16 protein-coding genes are annotated in these 17,379 nt (G+C 61.6%); 6 read left to right on the top strand and 10 right to left on the bottom strand.

Annotated elements, in window-relative coordinates; all coding sequences use genetic code 11:
• The first annotated feature begins 17 nt into the window (after positions 1-17).
• Positions 18-509: a DUF2878 domain-containing protein gene (locus IE091_RS04855; protein ID WP_189463011.1), complete on the top strand. Its 492-nt coding sequence runs from the start codon at positions 18-20 to the stop codon at positions 507-509.
• Here IE091_RS04855 and IE091_RS04850 read toward each other — a convergent pair whose 3' ends face one another.
• On the bottom strand, positions 510-2,348 hold the full coding sequence (locus tag IE091_RS04850) for a putative bifunctional diguanylate cyclase/phosphodiesterase (protein ID WP_189462958.1): 1,839 nt from the start codon (positions 2,346-2,348) through the stop codon (positions 510-512).
• A 277-nt stretch (positions 2,349-2,625) separates the two neighbouring features.
• On the opposite strand from IE091_RS04850, the gene fabA reads away from it, so the two are divergent.
• Together fabA and fabB are read left to right on the top strand one after the other, a co-directional pair.
• On the top strand, positions 2,626-3,141 hold the full coding sequence (fabA, locus tag IE091_RS04845) for a 3-hydroxyacyl-[acyl-carrier-protein] dehydratase FabA (protein ID WP_039180752.1): 516 nt from the start codon (positions 2,626-2,628) through the stop codon (positions 3,139-3,141).
• Between the two features lie 12 nt (positions 3,142-3,153).
• On the top strand, positions 3,154-4,371 hold the full coding sequence (gene fabB, locus IE091_RS04840) for a beta-ketoacyl-ACP synthase I (RefSeq protein ID WP_039180755.1): 1,218 nt from the start codon (positions 3,154-3,156) through the stop codon (positions 4,369-4,371).
• Between the two features lie 103 nt (positions 4,372-4,474).
• Here the strand turns inward: fabB and IE091_RS04835 are convergent, their stop codons facing one another.
• Genes IE091_RS04835 through IE091_RS04820 form a run of 4 tightly spaced genes read right to left on the bottom strand, consistent with a single transcriptional unit; the run spans position 4,475 to position 8,172 of the window.
• Complete coding sequence (locus tag IE091_RS04835; RefSeq protein WP_039180758.1) at positions 4,475-5,200, bottom strand: lysophospholipid acyltransferase family protein; 726 nt, start codon at positions 5,198-5,200, stop codon at positions 4,475-4,477.
• Positions 5,197-6,093, bottom strand: coding sequence for a sugar nucleotide-binding protein (locus IE091_RS04830; RefSeq protein WP_039180760.1), 897 nt, complete (start codon positions 6,091-6,093; stop codon positions 5,197-5,199). The genes IE091_RS04835 and IE091_RS04830 overlap by 4 nt, the downstream gene beginning before the upstream one ends.
• 58 nt (positions 6,094-6,151) lie before the next feature.
• The gene (ssb, locus tag IE091_RS04825; RefSeq protein WP_039180763.1) at positions 6,152-6,751 is read right to left on the bottom strand and encodes a single-stranded DNA-binding protein; all 600 of its coding nucleotides are present in this window, start codon (positions 6,749-6,751) and stop codon (positions 6,152-6,154) included.
• A gap of 41 nt (positions 6,752-6,792) precedes the next feature.
• Positions 6,793-8,172 carry an MFS transporter gene (locus IE091_RS04820; protein WP_189462957.1) on the bottom strand — a complete coding sequence of 460 codons (1,380 nt, stop codon included), beginning with the start codon at positions 8,170-8,172 and terminating at the stop codon, positions 6,793-6,795.
• Positions 8,173-8,356: 184 nt separating this feature from the next.
• On the opposite strand from IE091_RS04820, the gene uvrA reads away from it, so the two are divergent.
• The 3 genes from uvrA (at position 8,357) to IE091_RS04805 (ending at position 12,667) form a co-directional block, all read left to right on the top strand.
• Positions 8,357-11,200 carry an excinuclease ABC subunit UvrA gene (uvrA, locus tag IE091_RS04815; protein ID WP_096923357.1) on the top strand — a complete coding sequence of 948 codons (2,844 nt, stop codon included), beginning with the start codon at positions 8,357-8,359 and terminating at the stop codon, positions 11,198-11,200.
• A 129-nt stretch (positions 11,201-11,329) separates the two neighbouring features.
• Positions 11,330-12,067 (top strand): Crp/Fnr family transcriptional regulator, encoded by a 738-nt coding sequence (locus IE091_RS04810; protein ID WP_039180770.1) that lies wholly within the window; start codon positions 11,330-11,332, stop codon positions 12,065-12,067.
• Between the two features lie 39 nt (positions 12,068-12,106).
• On the top strand, positions 12,107-12,667 hold the full coding sequence (locus IE091_RS04805) for an invasion associated locus B family protein (RefSeq protein ID WP_189462956.1): 561 nt from the start codon (positions 12,107-12,109) through the stop codon (positions 12,665-12,667).
• Here the strand turns inward: IE091_RS04805 and IE091_RS04800 are convergent.
• Genes IE091_RS04800 through IE091_RS04780 form a run of 5 tightly spaced genes read right to left on the bottom strand, consistent with a single transcriptional unit; the run spans position 12,664 to position 17,372 of the window.
• Positions 12,664-14,673, bottom strand: coding sequence for a sensor domain-containing diguanylate cyclase (locus tag IE091_RS04800; protein WP_039180776.1), 2,010 nt, complete (start codon positions 14,671-14,673; stop codon positions 12,664-12,666). The two genes, IE091_RS04805 and IE091_RS04800, sit on opposite strands and share 4 nt — an antisense overlap.
• A 23-nt stretch (positions 14,674-14,696) precedes the next feature.
• Positions 14,697-15,368 (bottom strand): OmpA/MotB family protein, encoded by a 672-nt coding sequence (locus tag IE091_RS04795; protein WP_189462955.1) that lies wholly within the window; start codon positions 15,366-15,368, stop codon positions 14,697-14,699.
• A gap of 4 nt (positions 15,369-15,372) precedes the next feature.
• Complete coding sequence (locus IE091_RS04790; RefSeq protein WP_039180782.1) at positions 15,373-16,188, bottom strand: motility protein A; 816 nt, start codon at positions 16,186-16,188, stop codon at positions 15,373-15,375.
• 39 nt (positions 16,189-16,227) lie between these two features.
• On the bottom strand, positions 16,228-16,932 hold the full coding sequence (locus tag IE091_RS04785; protein WP_039180785.1) for an RNA polymerase sigma factor FliA: 705 nt from the start codon (positions 16,930-16,932) through the stop codon (positions 16,228-16,230).
• A gap of 26 nt (positions 16,933-16,958) precedes the next feature.
• Complete coding sequence (locus tag IE091_RS04780) at positions 16,959-17,372, bottom strand: flagellar protein FlhE (protein ID WP_227407420.1); 414 nt, start codon at positions 17,370-17,372, stop codon at positions 16,959-16,961.
• Positions 17,373-17,379 lie beyond the last annotated feature (7 nt).

The raw sequence follows: 17,379 nt of genomic DNA, 5'->3' as shown, positions 1-17,379 counted from the left end.
CGGGCTCGCTGCGTGGCATGCTGTTCAACGCCCTGCGTTTCGAAGCGGGTTGGCTACTCTGCGTGCTGGGTGGCTCGTGGGTGGCCGCCGCGACGGGTGCCGCATTGCTGAGCTGGCACGCATGGCGCTGTGCGCGCCCTGGAGAGTGGCGCTTCATTGCCGTGTTCGCGCTGCTGGGGCTAATACTGGATGGCGGTTTTCACTTGGCGGGCGGCTTCGACTTTCATGACGATGCGCTGATCGCCGGACTCTTGCCTGTATGGCTATGGATGCTGTGGCCGCTGTTTGCCACGCTGGTCTTTCATTCGCTGGCCTGGCTATGGCGCTATCCGCTGATAGCAGCGGCCTGCGGCGCCGTCAGCGGGCCACTTTCCTACTTGGGCGGCGCGGCCTTGGCAGGCGTCACCCTGGCTCCCTGGCTACTGCCAGCTCAGGCGGTTGCCTGGGGGGCGCTCTGCTGGGGCATCAGCACTTACATGCGCCGCTATCGTGCCGATATCGTGGGCTGATCAGTTGGCCCCTTCCGCCAAAGGCAGCGGTACCCAGCGCTGCTCCAGCTCAGCGGCAGAGAGTGGTTTGGCAAAATAGAACCCTTGCACCAAGGTGCAGCCCGCCTTGATCAGGAACTGGCACTGCTCTTGCGTTTCGACGCCTTCGGCGACGACTTCGAGCTTCATCCCCGCCGCCATGGCCAGGACTGCCGCGACGATGGCGGCATCGGCCTGATCATGCGGCAGCTCGCGAATGAAGGCACGATCCAGTTTGATCTTGTCTACCGGCAGCCGTTTCAGGTAACCCAGCGACGAATAGCCCGTACCGAAATCATCGATGGCAATGGCATACCCTTGGTCGCGTAGCGTCTGCAAACGCGGTCCCATGTCACCGGCCCGCTCGTCGAGCAGCACCGACTCGGTCAGCTCCAGGCCGATCTGGGAAGGCTTCAGCTTATAACGCTCCAGACAGGTTGCCAGCTGCGTTTCCAGGTCGCCCTGAAACAGCTGCAACGCCGAAATATTGATCCACACCGTGACCTTGGGCATGCCGCTGTTCTGCCAATGGGCCTGCTGCGCGCAGGCTTTCTCGATGACCCAACTGCCCAGCTCGGCCATCAGGCCGTGGCGCTCGGCCAACGGGATGAAGTCTCCTGGTGAAATCATGCCGTCTTGCGGGTGGCGCCAACGCAGCAGCGCTTCCATGCCCATCAGCTCGCCGGTACCGGGATGATGCTGGGTCTGGTAGTGCAGCTCCAGTTGGTCTCCCGAGATCAGCGCCGCGCGCAGGTCACTCACCAACGCCAGTTGAGGGTTGTCCTGCTTGTCGAGCGCCGGCCGGAAACGCTGGCTATGGTTACGCCCCAGCCGTTTGGCGCTATACAGCGCGGACTCCAGACGCTGGAACAGTACGCCAGAATCACGGCCATCTTCGGGTGCCCGGCAGCTACCGATGGTGAGCCCCAGGCGCAGCGACTGGTCGTTGATTTCAAAGGGGCGACCCATATGGTCGCGCAACGTCATGACCCACTTGTCATGGTCATCGAAGGTGGTGGTCCGGATGACCATGAACTCATCGCCGCCCAGCCGCCCCACGACACTGCCCGCCATGTAACTGGTCAACCGTTGCGCAAAGCGTGCCAGCAGGCGGTCTCCCTGCTCTACGCCCAGGCTGTCGTTGACCGACTTCAAGCCGTCTATATCGATCAGCGCAATATCCAGGCTTTCCCCGGCGCGCAGGTGACGCAACCGAGAGGCCATCAGGTCATGCAGGCGGCGGCGATTGGGCAGTCCGGTCAGGGGGTCTTCATAACCGATGCGGCGCAGGTCGCGCTCGCGGGCCTTCTGCGCCGAAATATCGGTAAACAGACTGATGAAATGGGTGATGCGGCCGCGGCGGTCGGTGACGGCACGCACCTTCAGCCATTCGGGATATTCGTCGCCATGCTTGCGGCGGTTCCACATTTCGCCTTCCCAACGTCCAGTGGCCTTCAGCGTACTCCAGAAATTCTGATAGAAGGCTTTGTCGTGGCGCGGTGCGGCGAGGGTTTCCAGCTTGCGACCGACCATTTCCTGGCTTTCGTAGCCAGTAATGTCGGTAAAGGCGGGATTGACCATCAACACGCGATTCTGAACATCGCTAATCACGATCGCGTCTCCCGCCAATCCCATGGCATCCAGGGAAAGACGCAAACGAAGGCGCTGCTGACGCACCTGATTCCAGGCATCCCACAAGCCCAGCGAGACCAGGCTGGCCGCGACCATGCGCAGCGCGGCATCCGGGATCCAGACACAGGCAGGCAGCGCAGTCAGCGCCACCCAGACCAAAGGACGATTCATCGAGACAGGCAGCCACATGGCGTTTTTTGTTGTCCTATTCAGCAGTCACTACGTCGGCAACGGTATGCATGACATCATGCCGCCTTACCCCACGCTTGGGTAGATCATATTACGTGAATCATCCGTTGATTAGACAATTTCGCGCATGGAGTGCCGCATCCGTACGCGACCATGGTCGTCATTGGCAGTCACGATGCGCCTTAAAAACACAGGATAAGACGCCTGCGGCGTGCATTCAGCGGTTTCGGGAAGTAGACTAGGCGCAACCACCATTTTTGACTTTCGGAACGATTCAGTGACCAAGCAACATTCCTTTGATCGCGAAGAACTGCTGGCCTGCTCACGCGGCGAGCTGTTTGGCCCTGGCAACGCACAGCTGCCTGCCCCCAACATGCTGATGCTTGACCGCATCATTCACATCCATGAAGAGGGCGGTGAGCACGGCAAGGGCGAACTGATCGCCGAGCTGGATATCACCCCTGACCTGTGGTTCTTTGACTGCCACTTCCCCGGCGACCCGGTCATGCCCGGCTGCCTGGGCCTGGATGCCATGTGGCAGCTGGTCGGTTTCTACCTCGGTTGGCTGGGTCACCCTGGCCGGGGCCGCGCCCTGGGCTGTGGCGAAGTCAAGTTCAGCGGGCAGATTCTGCCCGATGCGAAAAAGGTAACGTACCGGATCAACGTGAAACGCATCATTACCCGTCGGCTCATTCTGGGTATTGCCGATGGCACCGTATCCGTTGACGGGCGCGACATCTACCAGGCTAATGACCTGCGCGTTGGCCTATTCACCTCCACTGCGAATTTTTAACAGGAGGCTTCCATGCGACGAGTGGTAGTCACCGGCCTTGGCATCGTGTCATGCCTGGGCAACGACCAGCAACAGGTCCTGGACGCGCTCAAGAGCGGGCGTAGCGGTATTCGTTTCAAGGAAGAGTATGCCGAGCGCGGCTTCAGAAGCCACGTGGCCGGCAGCGTCGATATCGACCTGGACGCATTGATCGACCGCAAGCTGCGCCGCTTCATGGGTGATGCAGCGGCCTATGCCTATGTCTCCATGGCACAAGCCATCGAAGATTCAGGCCTGACCGAAGCGCAGGTTTCCAACGAGCGAACCGGCCTCATCGCAGGCTCGGGCGGTGCCTCCAGCGCCAACCAGGTAGAAGCCGCCGACGTCATGCGCGAAAAAGGCCTGCGTCGCGTCGGTCCTTACCGGGTCACCCGTACCATGGGCAGCACGGTCTCGGCGTGTCTGGCCACGCCGTTCAAGATCAAGGGCATCAACTACTCCATCTCCTCTGCCTGCGCCACCTCGGCTCACTGTATCGGCAGCGCCATGGAGCAGATTCAGCTAGGCAAGCAGGACGTCGTGTTTGCAGGCGGTGGTGAAGAAGAGCACTGGACCTTGTCGTGCCTCTTCGATGCCATGGGCGCCTTGTCGACGCACTATAACGACACCCCCGAGCACGCCTCTCGCCCCTATGATCAAGCACGTGATGGCTTCGTCATCGCGGGCGGCGGCGGCATGCTGGTCCTTGAAGAGCTGGAGCATGCCAAGGCACGCGGCGCCAAGATCTATGGCGAGCTGGTCGGCTACGGCGCCACCTCCGATGGCCATGACATGGTCGCCCCTTCTGGCGAAGGCGCCATGCGCTGCATGCGTCAGGCCATGGCGACCGTCGATGGCAGCATCGACTACATCAACACCCACGGTACGTCGACCCCCGTGGGTGATGTTGCCGAATTGAAAGCGATTCGCAGCGTTTTTGGCGACACGACACCCGCCATGAGCTCTACCAAGTCGCTGACGGGTCACTCGCTGGGCGCCACCGGCGTGCAAGAGGCCATCTACTCGCTGCTCATGATGCAGCACCGCTTCGTGGCGGCCTCTGCCAATGTCGAGCACCTGGACGAGCAAGCCGATGGCTTCGATATCGTGACCCAGCGTCGCGATGACGCCACCATCGACCGCGTGCTGTCCAACAGCTTTGGTTTTGGCGGCACCAACGCCTGCCTGGTATTCCAGCGCTATAACGGCTGAGCCGGTCTCGACGACCAACACAAACGGCGCCCAAGGGCGCCGTTTGTGTTGGTGCAGCGTGTGTGCCCCGGTTGCCAGGGCACTGGCTTCAGGGCACCGGCGTTCAGGGCCTGGGCACCTCGGAGATCTCACTCAGCTGGCCTTCGATCCAGGCTTCCACATCGGCCAATACTTCATCCGGGGTACGCCCTGCGGTCTCGATGGGCGGACCAATGCGTACACGCAGGACACCCGGACGCTTGACCCACTGCCGCCCCGGCCAACGCTCACCGGCATTGTGAGCTACCGGCAGCACCGGCACACCGGCACGACAGGCCACCACGCTACCGCTTTTGTTGTAGCGCTTGCGAACGCCTGGGTCGACACGGGTCCCTTCTGGAAAGATCAGCACTGAGAGCCCACTGTTCAAACGCTCCACCCCCTGCGTCAGCACTTGCTTCATGGCCCGTGCCGGCTTGGAGCGATCCAGGCTGATGGGGCGCAGCAAACGCAGCCCCCAGCCAAATACGGGAATGCGCAGCAGCTCTCGTTTGAGCACGGTGCAGACCGGCGGCTTCATGACCTGCAGGAACAGCGTTTCCCACTCACACTGATGGTTGGCCTGAATGACGCAGGGCCCCGCGGGAATATGGTCACGCCCTTGAATATCGTACCGTACGCCACAGGCCAGCCGAAACCAGACCATCAGGAAGTAGTTGTAGAGGTTCAACAGACGATAGCGCGCCGCCAGGGGAAGAAACGGCGCCACGGGCAAGAACAGCACACCAATCAGCAGCATGGCTGAAAAATAGCCCAGATAGAACACCAGGCTGCGTACCACATTCATCAAGCGGACTCTCCTGTTCCTGGTCCTGCGTCCTCCGGCTGGGTGCGCGTCAGGCACCAGGCATCCAGCATTCGCCCGACTTCCAATCGCCAGGGCTTCTGGTGCACCCCAAAGACGTCCAGGACACGGCGGCAGTTCAGTACCCGCCGCAGCTTGGCATCGTGATGGTGGTTCAACGCTTGCACCTCACCCAATGCGACCTCCTCGCCACGCCCTTCGAGATGGGTGGCCAACTGGGTACGCACCATGGAAGCAAACGTGAAAGCGCTGACCGGCTCGGTGCCCGCCAGATGATACGCCCCCCAGGCATCGGCCCCGCAGGCTTGCTGCTGGAGCATCCCCACCAGCGCCATGGCCACGGCATCGGCCGAGGTAGGACAAAAAATCACGTCCTCTGCCGCACGCACGGGCTGGCCTGCCACAAAGCTGTCGATCACTTCATTGAGCCAGGCATGGCTGCCTTCCAGGGCGAACAGCGGCCCTAGCCGCACGATCAGGTGGCGGTGATACTCCGCGCGGATACGGTCACCGGTCTGCACCAGGCGACGCAAGCACTCATCGCGCGGGGCGGGCACGACATGCTCGTCGATCGGGATCTCGAATCCCTCTTCGTAGAGCTGGTCGGACACACACCAGACCAGCGCGATGCCTGCCACCTGGCAGGCATCGACACACTGGTCCACCGCATCCGCATGGGCATAGACATCCGCTGGCGTCATGCTTAACGGGTGCGACAGCGGTGGAATGATCACCGCATCGGGCGCGATGGCCGCGAGCTGATCCGGAGAAACACTCAAGCCCTGTTCAATCACCAGCTCGGTGTCCGTGCGCCGACTCGCCTCACGGGCCAGCGCCAGGCTCAAGCAGTGCCCTGCGTTCAGTATTAGCAGCTTCAAGACAGACCCTCTTTCTCAACCCGATAGCATCGCGGCAGCACCCCGCGGGGCATGACGATCAGAACGGAATTTCGTCGTCAAAGTCGTCGAAGTTACCCGGATCCGGAGCGCCGTAGCTGCTGTTTTGCTGATGCGCGGGAGGCTGCTGCTGAGGCGCCGCGCCGCCACGCTGAGGCGCGGCATTCTGTTGCGGAGCGTAGCCACCCTGTTGAGGAGCCTGCTGCGGTGGCTGCTGATAATGCTGCTGCGGTGGCGCAGACTGGGCCGGCGCTTGCTGGGCATAGCCACCTTGCGGAGCACCGCCCCCCTGGTAGTCACCACTGCGGCCATCCAGCATCTGCATGTCGTTGGCGACGATTTCGGTGCTGTAGCGTTCCTGACCGTTCTGATCCTGCCATTTGCGCGTCTGCAGGCGACCTTCGATATAGACTTTGGAGCCTTTTTTCAGGTACTGCTGCGCAATTTCCGCCGTTTTGTTGAACAGCACCACGCGATGCCATTCGGTACGTTCCTGACGCTGACCGCTCTGGCGATCCATCCAGGTGTCGGAGGTGGCCAGATTCAGGTTGGCCACTGCGGTACCGGACGGAGTGAAACGCACTTCCGGATCCTGGCCCAAATTACCAATTAAAATGACTTTGTTAATACCGCGCGCCATAAGGTCGCTCCTTGTCGTATACGGTGATGGTCTCTCATTGATCAGGACCGCGGTGGCGGAATCAATCGGGCGAGTGCCGCCTGATCAAGCTCTTTGCGATTCACTTTCAAATACACCAGGCGCTCTTCCGGCACGACCATGACGTCTTCGACACCGGCCACATCGGCAAGGTGCTCCATGAGCAGGTCCATGGCATCGGGCTGGGTATCATGCAGCGCCACCACCTCACTGGAGAGCGGCGGCGGTGACGGCATGCCGCACATGGCCAGCCACCAGCCAAGCGCCAGCGCCGCGCAGCCGATGAACACCGCGTCCAGCCCCCAGGTGTGCGCCAGCCAACCGCCCAGAGTACCGCCTAGAAACGCACCCAGAAACTGGCTGGTGGAGTAGACGCCCATGGCGGTGCCTTTTGCCCCGGCTGGCGCCAGTTTACTCAGCATGGACGGCAGGGTGGCCTCCAGCAAATTGAAGCCGGTAAAAAACACCAGCAGCCATACAAACAGCCCCTGCCCCTGGGAGAGCGGTAGACCAAGCGACGCCAAGCTGAGCACGATGGCACCAATGGCCAGCAGGCACATCAGCTTCATGCGTTGGCGCTTCTCGGCCACGATCACCAGCGGCACCATGGCGACAAACGACAGTCCCATGATGGCCAGATAGGCCAGCCCATGGTACTCCACCGCCACTCCAGCGTTCAGCAACCTGAACGGCACGGCCACAAAAATGGCCATGAGGACCAGGTGCAGGGCAAAGATCGATACGTCCAGGCGCCACAGGTCTGGGCGGGTAATGACGCGTTTGAATTGCTGGCGATCCAGCCCGACATCGCGATGTCGCAGACGCCGGGGAGCTGGCGGTACCCAGCGCCACAGCACCAGCAGGCCCACCAGGGTGAGCAGCGCCGTGAACCAGAACAGGCTCGACAGCCCTCCCCATGATGCCAACCACGGCCCCAGCACCATGGCAATGGCAAAGGAGACACCGATGGAGAGGCCGATGGTGGCCATGGCAGCGGTACGCACCTGCTCACGGGTCTGGTCGGCCAGCAGCGCCATGATCGCCGCCGCAATGGCACCACTCCCCTGCAGCGCTCGACCGACGATCACGCCACCAATGGTGTCCGCCATGGCGGCCACGATACTGCCTGCGGCAAAGATCAGCAGGCCAATGGCGATCACGCGTTTCCGGCCGATCCGATCCGACAGCAACCCGAACGGAATCTGCAGAACCGCCTGAGTCAGGCCATACACACCGAGCGCCAGGCCAACCAGAAGCGGCGTCGCCCCTTCCAAGGTGTCGGCATAAAGGGCCAGCACCGGCAGTACCATGAAGAGTCCCAGCATGCGTGATGCATAGAGACCGGCCAAGCCGCTGATGGCTCGGCGCTCAGTGGCCAGCAACAGTGCAGAAACCTTGCGCATAGAACCCTTGTGTACGATAAGTGGGCCGAACGGCCTGAGATAACCGCCCATTCTAGCGCTTTGTCGGCACGCTGGAAACGCCAACCATGAAATGCCCACCTTGGCGCATCCGCGCGAGACAATTTTGCCGGAAGGGGTACAGCAATCGTATAATTACGCTTTTGCCACGCGATTCGAGGTGTTGATGGACAGCATTCTGGTCAGGGGTGCCCGCACCCACAACCTCAAGCAGATCGATGTGGAGCTGCCCCGCGACAAGCTGATCGTGATTACCGGCCTGTCAGGCTCCGGCAAGTCGTCCCTGGCGTTCGATACGCTCTACGCCGAGGGCCAGCGGCGCTATGTGGAGTCGCTCTCCACCTATGCGCGTCAGTTCCTCTCGATGATGGAAAAGCCCGATGTGGATCACATCGAAGGGCTCTCTCCGGCCATCTCCATCGAGCAAAAATCCACCTCTCACAACCCCCGGTCGACGGTTGGCACGATTACCGAAATCTACGACTACCTGCGCCTGCTGTTTGCCCGTGCCGGCACCCCTCGCTGCCCAGAGCATGGCGAGGACCTGGAAGCCCAGACGATCTCCCAGATGGTCGATCAGGTCATGAACCTGGCGGAAGGCACCCGCTTGATGCTGCTGGCGCCGGTCGTCAAGGGCCGCAAAGGTGAGCATTTGCAGCTGCTGTCCGAACTGCGTGCTCAAGGGTTCGTGCGCGTCCAGATTGATGGCCAGGTGCTGGAACTGGACGACATCGCGCCGCTGGACAAGCGCAAGAAGCACGATATCAGCGTGGTCGTGGACCGTTTCAAGGTACGTGACGATATCGCCCAGCGCCTGGCGGAATCCTTCGAAACGGCCCTGAACCTGGCCGACGGCACCGCCATGGTGCATTTCATGGACGGCGAGCAGGACGACCTGGTCTTCTCGTCCCGCTTTGCCTGCCCCGTTTGCGGCTATTCGCTCTCCGAGCTCGAGCCGCGCATGTTTTCGTTCAACAACCCGGCAGGGGCGTGTCCTACCTGCGACGGCCTGGGCATCCAGCAGTACTTCGACCCGGAGAAACTGATCAGCCACCCCGAGCTTTCCCTGGCGGAAGGCGTGATCAAGGGCTGGGACCGACGCAACATATATTACTTTACTCAGCTGCAGGCGCTGGCCAAGCATTACCGTTTCGAGCTGGAAACGCCTTGGCAGGAACTGGCACGTCACGAGCGCGATATCATCCTCAACGGCAGTGGTGGCGAGCTGGTCCCCTTCGTCTACGTCGGCGACCGTGGCCGTAAAGTCACCCGTGAACATGCCTTCGAAGGGGTGCTGCCCAACATGCAGCGCCGCTATCGGGAGACCGAGTCCAGCATGGTGCGCGACGACCTGGCCAAGTACATTGCGGTTCAGCCCTGTACCGCCTGTCATGGTTCACGGCTCCGCAAGGAGTCCCGCCATGTGTATGTCGATGACCGCAACATCGCGGATATCGTCCACCTGCCGATTGGCGAGGCGTGGCGCTACTTCGGCGCGCTGGCGCTTCCCGGGCGCAAGGGAGAAATTGCCGACAAGATCGTCAACGAGATCCACGCTCGCCTGGAGTTCCTGGTCAACGTGGGGCTTGATTACCTGAACCTCGAACGCAGCGCCGACACGCTCTCCGGGGGCGAGGCCCAGCGTATCCGCTTGGCTAGCCAGATCGGCGCTGGCCTGGTGGGCGTCATGTACATCCTGGACGAACCCTCCATCGGGCTGCACCAGCGGGACAACGACCGTCTGCTCAAGACGCTGGAGCGCCTGCGCGACCTGGGCAACACCGTGATCGTCGTCGAGCACGACGAAGATGCCATACGCGCTGCAGACCACGTGCTGGACATCGGCCCCGGTGCAGGTGTCCATGGGGGCGAGATCGTCGCCCAGGGCACGCCGCAGCAGGTGATGGACAACCCGAATTCGCTGACCGGCCAGTATCTCTCCGGCAGCCGCGAAATTGCCGTCCCGCCTTACCGGATCCCGGGCAATCCCGAGAAGCAACTGGTGGTGCGCGGTGCCACGGGCAACAACCTGCAAAATGTCACCCTCAGCCTGCCATTGGGGCTGTTCATTGCCGTGACGGGCGTCTCCGGCTCCGGCAAGTCGACGCTGATCAACGGCACGCTGATGCCGATTGCCGCCCGGGAACTCAACCGGGCCACCACCCTGACACCGGCTCCCTACGAGAAGGTGGAAGGCCTGGACCAGCTCGACAAGGTCATCGACATCGACCAGAGCCCGATCGGCCGCACCCCGCGCTCCAACCCGGCCACCTATACCGGCATTTTCACGCCTATTCGTGAGCTATTCGCCGGTACCCAGGAGGCTCGCTCCCGAGGCTACAAACCCGGGCGCTTCAGCTTCAACGTCAAGGGCGGCCGCTGCGAAGCCTGCCAGGGCGAAGGCATGATCAAGGTGGAGATGCACTTTCTGCCGGATATCTACGTCCCTTGTGACGTGTGCAAGGGCAAGCGCTACAATCGCGAAACCCTGGATATCCACTACAAAGGCAAGACCATCCACGAGGTATTGGAGATGACGGTGGAAGATGCGCTGGCCTTCTTCAGCCCCGTGCCCGCCATCGCCCGACGCCTGCAAACGCTCATGGATGTGGGGCTTTCCTACATCCGCTTGGGGCAAAGCGCCACGACGCTTTCCGGGGGCGAGGCTCAGCGGGTCAAGCTGGCGCGCGAGCTGGCCAAGCGTGACACCGGCAAAACCCTCTACATTCTGGATGAACCCACCACCGGCCTGCACTTCGAGGATATCCGCCAGCTGCTGACGGTGCTGCACCGACTGCGCGACCACGGCAATACCATCGTGGTGATCGAGCATAACCTGGATGTCATCAAGACGGCCGACTGGTTGATCGACCTGGGGCCGGAAGGCGGTTCCGGGGGCGGGCAGATCATCGCCGAAGGCACGCCGGAGCAGTTGGCCAAACAGACGGTATCGCATACGGGCCGCTTCCTGGCGCCGTTACTCGAGCGTGGCAACCGCGCCACTCGCTAGGCGTCTCATGGGCCGCTGCTCAAGCGTTGGAGCAGCGGCCAAAAAGTTCAGGAAAAGACGGCCCTGACTGCTTATAGTAAGCAGCGAGACTGCTTAACAATGGTTGTTTTCTGCGAGGAGACACACGCTGTGGAACAGGACAAAAGCTGTATTATCCGCCACTTTAGCCACTACTGCTCGCTCACCGATGACGAGAAAGAGCTGCTGGCCTCGTTGGAAGAGAGCCCCACGTCCATCAAGGCGGGCACGGTACTCTGGGAGATGGGGGCACCGGCCAATGAGTTTTGCACGCTGCGCAGCGGCTGGGCCTACTCCTACCGCCACCTCGAAAACGGCGACCGCCAGATCCTGGAAGTTTTTCTGCCCGGCGACATCATCGGTCTGCGGGAGTTTGCTTTTTCCCAGCGCCTTGAAAACGTCCGCATGATCAGTGACGGCGTGATCTGTCACTTTCCCCACAAGCGTATGCTGGAGGTCTTTCGCGAGTCACTGTCGCTCACGTCGGTGATGTTTGCCATTGCCAGCCGACAGCAAGCGCTGCTGACCGAACGGCTGGTCAACCTGGCACGGCGCAGCGCGCGCAAGAAAATGGCCCATTTCCTACATGAAATGTATCTGCGCCTGCGCCAGACCAACGACGATATCAGCGGGCAGTTCCGCCTCCCCCTGTCACAAGAGCAGTTGGCCGATATCCTGGGCTTGAGCCCGGTGCATGTCAGCCGTACCTTCACCGCACTCAGCGAAGACGGCCTGGTATTTCGTGACCGACACCATGTCACCATTCCGGATCTCGAAGCGCTGGCCACCGAAGGAGAGTTCGACGACTGCTACCTGACCGACAACGTCAGGCCGCTGCTAGAAGCCTGAGCGACCTTGCCTTTTAGACCGACGACGATGATACCGTTTATGCCCATCAACACCCGTACACTGCTGGCGGTACTGGGGGGGAGCCTGCTGGGCAACGCCCCGTTCGTCCTGGCAGCCACGTTCAACGTGGAGCACGCCGAACCTCACCAGCACTGGTCGTCCATGACGCTGGCACTGGGCGAAGAGCGCCATTTTCGCGCAGTGGAGACCCACAGCTACTCCGATGCCACCCTGAGCCTCAATACCAGCCAGGGGGTATGCGACCTCCCCTGGCTGGAAATGCGCGTGACGCTGGAACAGCAGCAAGGCGAGAGCCGCGCCGTCAATCTGGTGCCCACACGGCTGCGTATCGATGACCAGCCCATCGTGGATACCATGGCCGAGTTCATCACCGAGCGCGGCGACGATGGCTTCTACGCACACTTTTACCTGAGCGATCTCGACACACTGATGGCCCAGATGCGCACCGGTGAGCAGCTGTTCCTGGGCTTCGACCAAAACGAGCAGGAGCCGTGGTACATGACCTTCAGCCTTGCCGGTGCAGACAGCGCCATCGCGCGCATGCAGCAGCTGTGCGAGGAGAGCACGACAGAAGATTAACCGGTTCGCTGCTCGGCGATTTCCACACGATTGCGACCACCGCGCTTGGCTCGGTACATGGCCACATCGGCCCGCGACATCAGCGTCTTGCAGCTGTCGCCCGGCTGCCATATCGCCACGCCGATACTGACGGTGATGGGCTGGTCCAACCCGTTGACATGCAGCGTGGCCACCAGGCTGCGCAGCCGCTCAGCCAAGCCCATGGCCGCTTCCTCATCGGAATGTGTCGCCAGCACCACGAACTCTTCGCCGCCCCAGCGGCCAAGATGGTCGCATCCCCGCAGCGACGTTTCCACCAGACGAGCCAGCGAGACCAGCACGTCATCCCCCACGCCATGCCCATAGGCGTCGTTGATCTGCTTGAAGTGATCCACGTCAAACAGCAGCAACGCGAATGCGGCACCGTAGCGCTTGGCCGCGACTAACTCGGCATCGATGGCCTGCTCGATACGATAGCGATTCCAGACCTGGGTCAATGGGTCAAAGTGGGCCAACTGCTCGAGCCGCTGGTTGGCGGTGGCCAGTGCCTTGCGCTCTTGCTCAAGGTGCATGTTGAGCGTACTGATCTCATAGGCAGAAATAGCCAGCGTCAAATCTTCCCCCAGGTCGATGGCCGCCAGGCGTTCGACACGCTGCCATGCTTCGCTTTTGCCGACCACGTCTTCACTCCACGCAGCCGAGGGGGGCGTCGGCTGCGTGGATGAGGCCGCGGCAGCCGAGACAGGGCCCATGGCCCAATAGAGGGTTTCCACCTGCTCGGGCCGAAAGAACAACAGCCAGCCTCGCTGTGCTGGGCTGATGGAGAGCGGCACGGCCAGAATCCCACACTGCTCTGACATGTCGAGTGACGCCGTCAGCGGCTCCACCGCTACCTCACGGGTACACCACGGCCCCCCATGGCGATGCCCCCTGTCGATACGCTTCACCAGTTGGCACACCACCGTGGAGAGCGGCACCACACCGGCAGAACACACGCTGCCATTGAGCCACAGGGCAACCCCCTGAGCACGGAACAGCGCGCACCAGGACGCAGCCTGCTCGTGAAGAATCTGCTGGGGGCTTTTGGGTTCTTGCTGGGCAGAGACCGACAGCACCAGGCTATCCTGCACGCGCTGCAGGTAACGTGCCTCCTGGCGAGCACGCAGCAACAACAACCGCTGCGTCGCCATTTGCACCAGTGTCCGCACCGCATCGCGCAAGGGCGGAGCCACGGGGTGGGCATGGGCTGAATGACAGAACAGCAGCCCCCACAGGCCAGCATCACTTTGCATGGCCACACTGAAAGCACTGTGTGCCCCCAGCCGCTGCAGATAGACGCGCCGCTCGGCAGCCGGCGCACGCAAGAAGCAGTTGCGCAGGTTGGCCGTGACGTCTGCGGGCACCAGGGGCTCGGTGTCGGCGGTGACGTCTTGAATCAAGCGCACCGGATGACGTTCGTAGGCATGCCGCAAGGCCAGTGGGAAATCGCTGGCCGGAAACCGTTGCCCGCGCAGCCCTGCCAAGCGCCCCGTACACTTTTCGGCCACGATGAGCCCATGCCAATCGCCGTCGAAATGGCACACCGAGACGCGCTCATGCCCGGTCAACTCCTGAACGGCACCGACCAGGTAGTCCAGCAGCTCCTCCTGGTGCGTGGCTTCGGCCAGGCGCACCAGGCGCTCATTGAGGGTTCCCAGCAAGCGCTGCTTGCCCATCGGGGGCAATGGCTCTATTTCGACGACGACGTGTCGGTCTGTTCGATAGGCCTGGAGTTGAAAGCGCGTATCGACGGTGGCTCGGCGAAAAGTGAGCGGGCCGGATAGGCGGGGCTGCCCTTGCAGTTCATGGCGCAGCCGCTGGCTGAGCCGCTTGCCCAGCAGAGACGTCAGCGTAGGGGGCGGCTGCTCGTTGGTGGGTAACCCCAGTAATGCCGCCAGGTTGCGGCTGACGGCCTGAACCTGCCGCACGTCGGTATCCAGTACCAAGACAGCGCCAAAGGACTGCAGTCGAGAATGATGCGTCGACACGAAGATAGCCTCGAGATAGTGCTTTACCCCTCGACCTGCTGTTTGAGCAGCAGTTCAACGCGTCGGTTGGCAGCTCGCCCTTCCGAGGTAGCGTTACTTTCCATGGGTTGGGTGTCGGCATAGCCAACCGCCCGCATACGAGAAATGGCGATACCCTGACGCTCCAACTGGCGCACCACGGCAATGGCACGACCCGTTGAAAGCTCCCAGTTGGAGGGGAAACGCGGGGTGGCAATGGGCAGATTATCCGTATGCCCTTCCACCGAGATTTGGCCTTCGAACGTTTGGAGTACCGATGTGAGCCCTTCTAACACAACTTGCCCCTGAGGCGTTAGCACATCATTGCCGCTGGGAAACAAAAGACTGTCGTCGATGCGCAGGGTGATGCCTTCACGGCCCTGCGAGACACTGACCCCCGGAATATCCAGCCCGGCCATCTGCGGCTGCACACCGTCGTGACGTGGGTGAATGCCGGTGGCCAGCGACGCCAACGGCATGGCCATGATGACACTGGCCGGCCCCATGGCATCGCTCTCCCTCCCTTCCCCACCGCCAGGAGGCGTCAGCGCCAGCAAGAGCACGAACAGGGTAATCAGCAGCGTCAAGACGTCCAGGTAACTGGTCAGCCACCCTTCGTCGCTCTCGCCCGCTGCCGCTGGCAGTTCCAGCGCAAACCGTGCCTCGTGATTGAGCATGGCGCTACCCTTTCAGCGCCGAATCGACGCCTGGGCGCGGCTTGACGCTCGCATCACGGATTTCGTCGTGGTAGTTGGCCACGAACGAGTTCAACGTCTCTTCGATGAACGACGGCAAGCGACGCTTGGTAATGAGAGAAATGCCTTCCAGCACCATGTTCATGGTGATCAGGCGCTCTTCGGTCCGCCGCTCCAGTTTGACGGCAATGGGCTTGAAGACCAGATTGGCCAGCAGAATACCGTAAAACGTGGTGAGCAGCGCCACGGCCATACGTGGACCGATCACCTGCAGATCGCCTGCATCCATGACTTCCAGCATGTTGACCAGCCCCACCAGCGTACCAATCATGCCAAAGGCCGGCGCATAGGTGGCCATGGTGCGGAAAATCTGCGCTTCGGCATGCTCACGCGCCTTCAGCCGTGCGATCCGCCAGCGCAGCATGTCGAAAATTTCATCTTCCTTGGTGTTGGCAATCACCAGTTGAATACCGGTGCGCAGAAACGGGTTGCGCGTATGCTCCAGCTCCCGCTCTACCGCTCGAACATCGCCCTTGAACCATAACCGCGACATGGCCACCAGCTCACCGATATCATCGCGCACATAGGTGTTCTCGCGGCGGAATACCAGGCCTACCAGGCGCACTACTCGCAGTACCTCCTTCAAGGGGTAGCTGATGAACGTCGCCGCCAGGGTACCGGTAATGACGATGGCCAGACCAGGCAAGTTGATAAAGCTTTCTGGCGACTCTGCGGTAAAGAACAGCACGCTTATCAACAACAGCATGCTGGCAAATATGCCGATCAACGTAGAGGGGTTCATCAACGGCTCCTTGCCGGTTAACGTGAGAGGATAAGAAGGTCAATCGTGGTCGCTCAAGCGGGCACGAAGGCGGCTGACGGCCTGGCTATGCAGTTGCGATACCCGCGATTCGGTGACGCCCAGTACCGCCCCCACCTCTTTGAGGTTCATCTCTTCCTGGTAATACAGGGCCATCAGCAGTTTTTCACGCTCGGGCAACGCCTCGATCGCTTCGATCAGAGTGTGCCGCTGCTGCTCGTCAAGCAGTTGTTCGAAAGGGCGATTGGCGCTGCCTTCGTCCCCGGCTGGCTCACCGCCATCGGCCACCAGTTCCTCGAAGGGCAGTAGCTGCCCGCTATTGGTGTCGTTGAGCAGCTGTTGATAGTCGCTCAGCGGCATCTCCAGCTCACGGGCAATTTCCACCTCTTCAGGGGGCCTGCCCAGCGTCTGCTCCAAACGGCGTACGGTTTCATCGACTGCGCGGGCAGAGCGGCGCACGCTGCGCGGCAGCCAGTCCCGAGTGCGCAGTTCATCCATCATGGCGCCCCGAATGCGTTGGCTGGCGAACGTGGCAAACGTCGCGCCCTGTGCGGCATCAAAGCGTCCTAGCGCCTCCAGCAAGCCCACCATGCCCGCTTGAATCAAATCATCCAGCTCGATACTGGCGGGCAACCTGACCTGCAGTGTCAAGGCCTGACGTCTCACCAGTGGCATGTATTGAGTCAACAGCTCACTCTGCTTGATCCTGCCTTGTGCTGTATACATCCTATTGCCTCACGGCTAAACGATCTTTACTGATAATTCACGATGACCTGCAGCCCCTGTACGCGCACGGGCCGTTGCCCCGGTGACAGCGCAAAGCGCAAATGAAGCGGCGCGTTGGCTTCCAGACCTGCCAGTGCCATGGTGCTGCCACGCATGCCACTCAGGGGCACGCATTGTGCAGGATGGCACAGCCAGGCGTTGACAGGCGCATGGGCCGGCGCCTCGAAACGCCATTGCACCCTCGCCAACGTCGCGTCGCCCAGCGGTATGCCCGCCGGAGGTCTGATGGCCTGGCTGCTGCTCGCCCGATCGCTCATGGCCACCATCACCGCGGGCATTTGACTGCTCCAGCTACCTGTCGCCGCCCGCGCCGATTCACCCACAACCAGCGATAACACCAGCACCCACGCGGCGCTGGAGAGAAACACGCTCCATGTCACTGTTGAC

The organism is Vreelandella hamiltonii (assembly GCF_014651775.1).
Classification (GTDB): Bacteria; Pseudomonadota; Gammaproteobacteria; order Pseudomonadales; family Halomonadaceae; genus Vreelandella; species Vreelandella hamiltonii.
The sequence above is the reverse complement of the archived record's forward strand: the minus strand, read 5'-3'. Positions and strand labels throughout refer to the sequence as shown.

Excerpts from the sequence above, each read along its gene's own strand:
- IE091_RS04855 (WP_189463011.1), top strand. The coding sequence starts at position 18 with ATGCTGTTCAACGCCCTGCGTTTCGAAGCGGGTTGGCTACTCTGCGTG.
- IE091_RS04850 (WP_189462958.1), bottom strand. The coding sequence starts at position 2,348 with ATGTGGCTGCCTGTCTCGATGAATCGTCCTTTGGTCTGGGTGGCGCTG.
- fabB (WP_039180755.1), top strand. The coding sequence starts at position 3,154 with ATGCGACGAGTGGTAGTCACCGGCCTTGGCATCGTGTCATGCCTGGGC.
- ssb (WP_039180763.1), bottom strand. The coding sequence starts at position 6,751 with ATGGCGCGCGGTATTAACAAAGTCATTTTAATTGGTAATTTGGGCCAG.
- IE091_RS04820 (WP_189462957.1), bottom strand. The coding sequence starts at position 8,172 with ATGCGCAAGGTTTCTGCACTGTTGCTGGCCACTGAGCGCCGAGCCATC.
- uvrA (WP_096923357.1), top strand. The coding sequence starts at position 8,357 with ATGGACAGCATTCTGGTCAGGGGTGCCCGCACCCACAACCTCAAGCAG.
- IE091_RS04805 (WP_189462956.1), top strand. The coding sequence starts at position 12,107 with ATGCCCATCAACACCCGTACACTGCTGGCGGTACTGGGGGGGAGCCTG.
- IE091_RS04795 (WP_189462955.1), bottom strand. The coding sequence starts at position 15,368 with ATGCTCAATCACGAGGCACGGTTTGCGCTGGAACTGCCAGCGGCAGCG.
- IE091_RS04790 (WP_039180782.1), bottom strand. The coding sequence starts at position 16,188 with ATGAACCCCTCTACGTTGATCGGCATATTTGCCAGCATGCTGTTGTTG.
- IE091_RS04785 (WP_039180785.1), bottom strand. The coding sequence starts at position 16,932 with ATGTATACAGCACAAGGCAGGATCAAGCAGAGTGAGCTGTTGACTCAA.